The sequence below is a fragment of the Janthinobacterium sp. KBS0711 genome (assembly GCF_000988085.1).
GTDB classification, from domain to species: Bacteria; Pseudomonadota; Gammaproteobacteria; order Burkholderiales; family Burkholderiaceae_D; genus Janthinobacterium; species Janthinobacterium lividum_E.
In genome coordinates this window covers 714,424-720,205 of record NZ_LBCO01000033.1, presented here as the reverse complement: position 1 = coordinate 720,205, position 5,782 = coordinate 714,424, and the positions used below count along the sequence as shown (strand labels likewise).

The window sequence follows — 5,782 nt, the reverse complement described above, 5'->3', positions numbered from 1 at the left end:
GGGCAGGCGCCGGCGGCAGGGTGGCCAGCCGGCGCCCGCCGGCGCCAGGGGTGGCGGGAAATCCACCGGCGCTTGACTTGGGTGAGGCGCTGGACGATGCGCCAGCGGTCGCGCCCGTATGGCTGCGTATAATCATTCCTTCTCAATCAAGGAGTGACCATGCACGATGCGATGCCCGCACACCCTGTACTCGGTGTGATCGGCCGTTCCGGTAGCGGCAAGACGACCCTGCTGGAATTTGTGGTGAAGGAACTGGCGGCGCGCGGCTTGCGCGTCAACCTGGTCAAGCACAGCCACCATGACCTGGCGCTGGAACCGCCGCAAAAGGACAGTGCCCGCCTGCGCATGGCCGGGGCGGCGGAAGTGCTGGTGGCGTCGCCGTATCGTTTTGCCATCGTGCATGAGCTGCGTGGCGCGCCCGAGCCGAGCCTGGCGCAGCAATTGGCCCGCATGGGGCCGGCAGACCTGACCCTGGTGGAGGGATTCAAGACGGACCCCATCCCCAAGCTGGAAGTGTTCCGCCCGGAAGTGGGTCAGGCGCCCCTGTATCCGCATGACCCGCATGTGATCGCCGTCGCCTCCGACAGTCCGGCGCCGGCCGACCTGCGCGAAGGCATGCAATGGCTGGACTTGAATGCGCGCGAGCATGTGCTGGCCTGGTTGCTGCTGCAGTTGGAAAATAAGCTGGAAAAATAAGCTAAAGGTTTGCCGGCGGCATCCGTTAACAAGGGTAGAACCTCATTGGAGAAACGTATGGACGTCGGAAGCATTGCTCAACTGTCAACCACGATGGCGGAGACAGGCACGCGGCAAGCCGTCGGCTTGACTGTCCTGAAAAAAGCCCAGGATATCCAAAGCTCGACTGCCACTGCCTTGCTGGCAGCGTTGCCGCCAGTACAGTCAGCGCCGAGCCTGCCTGCTCACCTCGGCAACCGCATCAATACGACAGCCTGAGCGCAGTCCCGCGGCGCCAGCCTGGCGCCCGCTATATCGATGCCCACACTACCGTCATCGGCGGTGGCGCGTGGGCGTTTTTGTCTGTCTTCCTTCCGCCTTCCTTCCCATCACTGCCAGCTTGGCTGATTGAACATGGTTCGCCATGACACGGCCGATTCAGTAGAATGACGTCCATCACCTCGTGTTGCCTATCGTGCAGCCCGGGGCGTGCCGTGATTTACGATTACTTTGACCCAAGCAAGAGGAATCCACATGAATAAACGTCAAGCTCTCATCGCCGCCGCCCTCGCGGGCATCTGTGCCGGCACCACCATCAACGCGGCCGCGCATGATGGCCCCGCTCCCGGCGACAAGGAAAAATGCTATGGCGTAGCCAAGGCGGGGCAGAACGATTGCGCCTCGTCCGACGGCGCGCATTCCTGCGCTGGCCAGGCCGAGGCGGACAACCTGCCCACGGAATGGACCTACGTTGCCAAGGGCACGTGCGAACAGGCGGGCGGCTCCGTCAAACCCATCAAGGCCGGCAAGGCTGCCAAACCGGCCACCCAGCCCTAAGCGCCCGCCGCCTGCCCATGCCGCCGCGCATCCAGGCGCTTGCCGGCGTCGGCCTGCGCGCCGCACATTACCGCGACTTTCTGGCGCGCCGGCCCAAGGTCGGCTGGCTGGAAGTGCACACTGAAAATTATCTGCAGCCGTCTGGCTGGGACTGGCACGTGCTGCAGACCCTGCGCGAGGATTACCCGTTCAGCCTGCATGGCGTAGGCCTGGGCCTGGGCTCCGCGCACGGTTTTTCGGAAGCGCACCTGCGGCGCGTGCGCGCCGTGGTCGAGCGCATCGAGCCGGTCCTCGTGTCGGAACACCTGAGCTGGGGCGCCGTGGCGCAGCAGCAACTCAATGATCTCTTGCCGCTGGCCTTGAATGGCGCCGCCCTGGACTTGCTGTGCGCAAGAGTGGGGCGGGTGCAGGATGTGCTGAAAAGACCGATCTTGCTGGAGAATGTCTCCACTTACCTGCGTTTTGCCGATGATGCCATGAGCGAGGCGCAATTCCTGGCGGAGCTGGCGCGCCGCAGCGGCTGCGGGCTGTTGCTCGATATCAACAACCTGTATGTGAACCAGTGCAACCACGGCGAGGACGCCATGCTTGCCATGCAGTCCATCGCGCCGGGCAGCGTGGGCGAGCTGCATCTGGGCGGCCACTTGCTGACGCCGCACGCCGTGATCGACCACCATGGCGCTACCGTTGCCGAGCCCGTCTGGGAGTTATATGCGGCCGCCTTGCTGCGCTTTGGCGCCGTGCCCACTTTGGTCGAATGGGATACGGATTTGCCGCCGCTCGATATCTTGCTGGGCGAGGCGGACAAGGCGCAGGCCATGCTGGCGCGCCATGCACCGCAGGCACCCTGGCAGGGAGCGGCGCTGCCATCGCCGTCACCGCCCGTGTCGCTTGACGCGCTGGCGGCCGGCCAGCAAGCGTTTGCCACGGCCTTGCTCGATGCTATGGCGCCCCTGCCATCGTTCGCGGGAGAATCGGTACCGCAGCGTTTTTCACTGTACCGCGGCAACTTGGGCGCCACGTGGCGCCGTACCTTGGGCCACGTCTACCCCGTCGTGCTGGCGCTGGTGGGCGAGGCATTCTTTGGCGGTCTGGTGCGCGCGTATGGCCGGCAGATGCCATCCGATAGCGCCGATTTGAATCAGTTTGGCGAGCGTTTCGCCGATTTTCTCGCTGTATTCCCGCCCGTGGCGCAGTTGCCCTATCTGCCGGACATGGCGCGCCTGGAATGGGCCGTGCACCTGGCCCATTACGCGGCCGATGCGCAGGGTCTGGCGCCCGAGTCGCTGGCCGCCCTGCATCCTGATCAACTGGAAGCGCGCTGTTTTACCTTGCATCCCGCTTGCGTTTTGCTGGCCTCCAACTGGCAAGTGGCGGCCCTGTGGCAGGCGCATCAGGATGGTGAAGGGCAGGGAATGTTTCCGCAGGATATGCAGGTGGCCAGCTATGCGCTGGTATGCCGGCCGCGCTGGAAAGCGCAGGTGCTGATACTGGATGCGGCTGCGCATGCAGCCTTGCTGGCTTTACAGCAAGATGAGACATTTGGCGCCGCGCTCGATGCGGCGTTCGAACTGGACCCGGCATTCGACCTGGCCGCACACTTGCGCCAGTGGCTGGCGCATGCGGTGTTGACGGCGTGACTGTCTATTCGAAAGCCCGCAGCAGGCGGGCTTCGCCCGTCTGATCGCGGTACAGGGCATTCGCGGCCAGGGTGGCGTCCATCATGCGCGTGACTTGCTCTTCTTCAAAGCGGGCCAGCTCGGCCGTGGCCGCGACGAGGGCCAGTTCCAGCCGGGCGCGCGCGCTCTGGTACAGGCTGCTGGTGTATTTGTCTGTGTTACGCAGCAATTCTTCCGCGTTTTCTATTACCTGGCGCAAGTCGCCAATCAGGCGTTCCTGGCTGCGCGTACCTTGTTCGGGCTGGTCCATGGCGCTTCCCTTCTGCAATCGATATTCATCTGGCAATAACGACGTGTTGCAGCTTGATCCAGGCACCTGGCTGGCATGGGGCTGCTTTCGCGCCCCATGCCGGGGTCACACTGGAGCGACGACCGTGATACGGATATCGCCCACGCTGACGACCTGGCCGGCGCGGATCTTGGCGGTCTTGCGCAATTCCTTCTTGCCATCGACCTTCACCACGCCGCTATCGACCATAACCTTGCCTGCGCCACCGCTGTCGCACAGGCCGACCAGCTTCAACAGCTGGTTCAGCTCGACGAACTCGGATGTTAAATCAAAGCTTACTTTTTGCATTGTATCCCTTATTGCAATGATGTGTTTTCAACACTTGATGACGACCTCAACTAACTCCTAGTTTACCTGAAGCCGCCAGCAATGCAGGGTGGAAGTCAGCTTTTGTTGGGTCGCGTCATCTCCAGAGGCACGATCCACGCGCTGAATTGCTCTTCCGTTACAAAGCCCAGTGCCAGCGCCGCTTCCTTCAAGGTCGTGCCTTCATGCTGGGCCTGCTTGGCGATTTGCGCCGCCTTGTCGTAGCCGATGTGCGGCGCCAGCGCCGTGACCAGCATCAGGGAACGCTCCATCAGTTCGGCGATGCGCTCACGGTTCGGCGCGATGCCGTGCGCGCAATGCTCGTCGAAACTGCGTATGCCGTCGCCCAGCAGGCGCGCGCTTTGCAGGAAGTTGTGCGCAATCAATGGCTTGAAGACATTCAGCTCGAAATTGCCCGAGGCGCCGCCCACCGTGATGGCCACGTCGTTGCCGAACACCTGGCAGCACAGCATGGTCAGCGCTTCGCACTGGGTGGGGTTGACCTTGCCCGGCATGATGGAGCTGCCCGGCTCGTTTTCGGGGATCGTGATTTCACCGAGGCCGGAGCGGGGGCCGGACGCCATCCAGCGCACGTCGTTGGCGATCTTCATCAGGGCCGTGGCCAGGGTTTTCAGCGCGCCATGGGCGGCGACGAGGGCATCGTGGGCGGCCAGCGCGGCAAACTTGTTGCTTGCCGTTTCGAACGGCTGGCCCGTCAGGCGCGCCAGTTCTTGCGCGATGCGGCCGGCAAATTCCACGTGGGCATTCAAGCCCGTGCCGACGGCCGTGCCGCCGGCGGCCAGCTGCAGCAGCGGCGGCAACGATGCCGTGATGATGTGCTCGGCAAAGTCCAGCTGCGCCACGTAGCCCGAAAACTCCTGGCCCAGGGTCAGCGGCGTCGCATCCTGCAAATGGGTGCGGCCGATCTTGACGATGTCGGCAAATTCCGTGGCCTTCGCGTCCAGGGTGGCGCGCAGCTGGCGCAGCGGCGGCAAGACCGTGTTGGCGACGGCCAGGGCGGCTGCCACGTGGATTGCGGTGGGAAAGATGTCGTTCGAGGACTGGCCCAGGTTGACGTCGTCGTTCGGGTGCAGCAGGCGCTCGGCGCCGCGCAAGCCGCCGATCAGCTCGGAGCCGCGGTTGGCCAGCACTTCGTTCATGTTCATATTGCTTTGCGTGCCAGAGCCCGTCTGCCAGACGGCCAGCGGGAATTCTGCGTCGTGCTTGCCGGCCAGTACTTCGTCGGCTGCCTGCGTGATGGCCACGGCTTTCTTGCCATCCAATAGGCCCAGGTCCAGGTTGACGTGCGCGGCCGCGCGCTTGACGGTGGCCAGGGCGGCGATCAGTTCGGGCGGCATTTTTTCCGTGGAAATATGGAAGTGCTCGAGCGAGCGCTGCGTTTGCGCTCCCCACAGCCGGTCGGCGGGTACGTCGATCGGGCCGAAACTGTCGCGTTCGATTCTGCTACTCATGACATCCCTTTCATCGATAGAGGTGGATCGAGTGTACTCCAGGCGTCAAAAAGACACAGGATGATGCTGTATTGCATCATTTTTGCCCCGGCCCATCTATATTTTTGCGATTTCCTGCCGTTAAAGACAGGCGAGTCCCCATTATTTATCCTGTTATCAAAGCGATCAGTCCATGCAGAGCAGCATCTTTTCCCGTTGGTCCCTGATCGCGTGCGCCGCCGCCAGCCTGGCCTTGCCGCCTGTGATGGCGGCCGAGCTGGGCGAGATGGCGGTGCTGTCGCATGTGGGCCAGCCCCTGCTGGCCGAAATTGAACTGACGGCCCTGGCGCCCGAGGAAGCCAAGGGCGTGGCCGTGCGCCTGGCTTCGCCCGATGTGTACCGGGGCGGCGGCATTGGCATGGACCAGGCCTTGCAAACCTTGACGATCAGTCCGCTGGAGCGCGGTGGACGCCAGTATGTGCGTGTGGCTACGCGGCAAGCGATCCAGGCGGGTCACGTGCATCTGTATTTATTGCTGGGTAATG

Annotated in this window: 8 protein-coding genes; 5 read left to right on the top strand and 3 right to left on the bottom strand. The window is 63.4% G+C overall.

Going from position 1 to position 5,782, the window contains the following annotated elements:
* Positions 1–159: 159 nt before the first annotated feature.
* The 4 genes from mobB to bufB all read left to right on the top strand — a co-directional run bounded on the left by mobB (position 160) and on the right by bufB (position 3,152).
* On the top strand, positions 160–696 hold the full coding sequence (gene mobB / locus VM94_RS21860; RefSeq protein ID WP_046685305.1) for a molybdopterin-guanine dinucleotide biosynthesis protein B: 537 nt from the start codon (positions 160–162) through the stop codon (positions 694–696).
* Positions 697–753: 57 nt separating this feature from the next.
* Positions 754–954, top strand: a complete 201-nt coding sequence (locus VM94_RS21855) for a YjfB family protein (protein WP_034781856.1) — start codon at positions 754–756, stop codon at positions 952–954.
* A gap of 255 nt (positions 955–1,209) precedes the next feature.
* A complete protein-coding gene (locus tag VM94_RS21850; RefSeq protein ID WP_034781859.1) occupies positions 1,210–1,512 on the top strand; it encodes a BufA1 family periplasmic bufferin-type metallophore in 303 nt (100 codons plus the stop codon).
* A gap of 17 nt (positions 1,513–1,529) precedes the next feature.
* The gene (bufB, locus tag VM94_RS21845) at positions 1,530–3,152 is read left to right on the top strand and encodes an MNIO family bufferin maturase (RefSeq protein WP_046685304.1); all 1,623 of its coding nucleotides are present in this window, start codon (positions 1,530–1,532) and stop codon (positions 3,150–3,152) included.
* Between the two features lie 4 nt (positions 3,153–3,156).
* On the opposite strand, the gene VM94_RS21840 is transcribed toward bufB, so the two are convergent.
* The 3 genes from VM94_RS21840 to fumC all read right to left on the bottom strand — a co-directional run bounded on the left by VM94_RS21840 (position 3,157) and on the right by fumC (position 5,258).
* Complete coding sequence (locus VM94_RS21840; protein ID WP_035825472.1) at positions 3,157–3,441, bottom strand: hypothetical protein; 285 nt, start codon at positions 3,439–3,441, stop codon at positions 3,157–3,159.
* A 105-nt stretch (positions 3,442–3,546) separates the two neighbouring features.
* A complete protein-coding gene (locus VM94_RS21835; RefSeq protein WP_035825476.1) occupies positions 3,547–3,768 on the bottom strand; it encodes an RNA-binding S4 domain-containing protein in 222 nt (73 codons plus the stop codon).
* A gap of 95 nt (positions 3,769–3,863) precedes the next feature.
* The gene (fumC, locus tag VM94_RS21830) at positions 3,864–5,258 is read right to left on the bottom strand and encodes a class II fumarate hydratase (protein WP_046685303.1); all 1,395 of its coding nucleotides are present in this window, start codon (positions 5,256–5,258) and stop codon (positions 3,864–3,866) included.
* Positions 5,259–5,430: 172 nt separating this feature from the next.
* Between fumC and VM94_RS28615 the strand changes: the two genes are divergently transcribed.
* On the top strand, positions 5,431–5,782 hold a 352-nt coding region (locus VM94_RS28615), incomplete at its 3' end, for a FimV/HubP-related protein (RefSeq protein ID WP_046685302.1).

Bases quoted from the DNA above. Each gene is read 5' to 3' on its own strand.
- VM94_RS21850 (WP_034781859.1), top strand. From the start codon at position 1,210: ATGAATAAACGTCAAGCTCTCATCGCCGCCGCCCTCGCGGGCATCTGT.
- VM94_RS21855 (WP_034781856.1), top strand. From the start codon at position 754: ATGGACGTCGGAAGCATTGCTCAACTGTCAACCACGATGGCGGAGACA.
- fumC (WP_046685303.1), bottom strand. From the start codon at position 5,258: ATGAGTAGCAGAATCGAACGCGACAGTTTCGGCCCGATCGACGTACCC.
- VM94_RS21840 (WP_035825472.1), bottom strand. From the start codon at position 3,441: ATGGACCAGCCCGAACAAGGTACGCGCAGCCAGGAACGCCTGATTGGC.
- VM94_RS21835 (WP_035825476.1), bottom strand. From the start codon at position 3,768: ATGCAAAAAGTAAGCTTTGATTTAACATCCGAGTTCGTCGAGCTGAAC.
- mobB (WP_046685305.1), top strand. From the start codon at position 160: ATGCACGATGCGATGCCCGCACACCCTGTACTCGGTGTGATCGGCCGT.
- bufB (WP_046685304.1), top strand. From the start codon at position 1,530: ATGCCGCCGCGCATCCAGGCGCTTGCCGGCGTCGGCCTGCGCGCCGCA.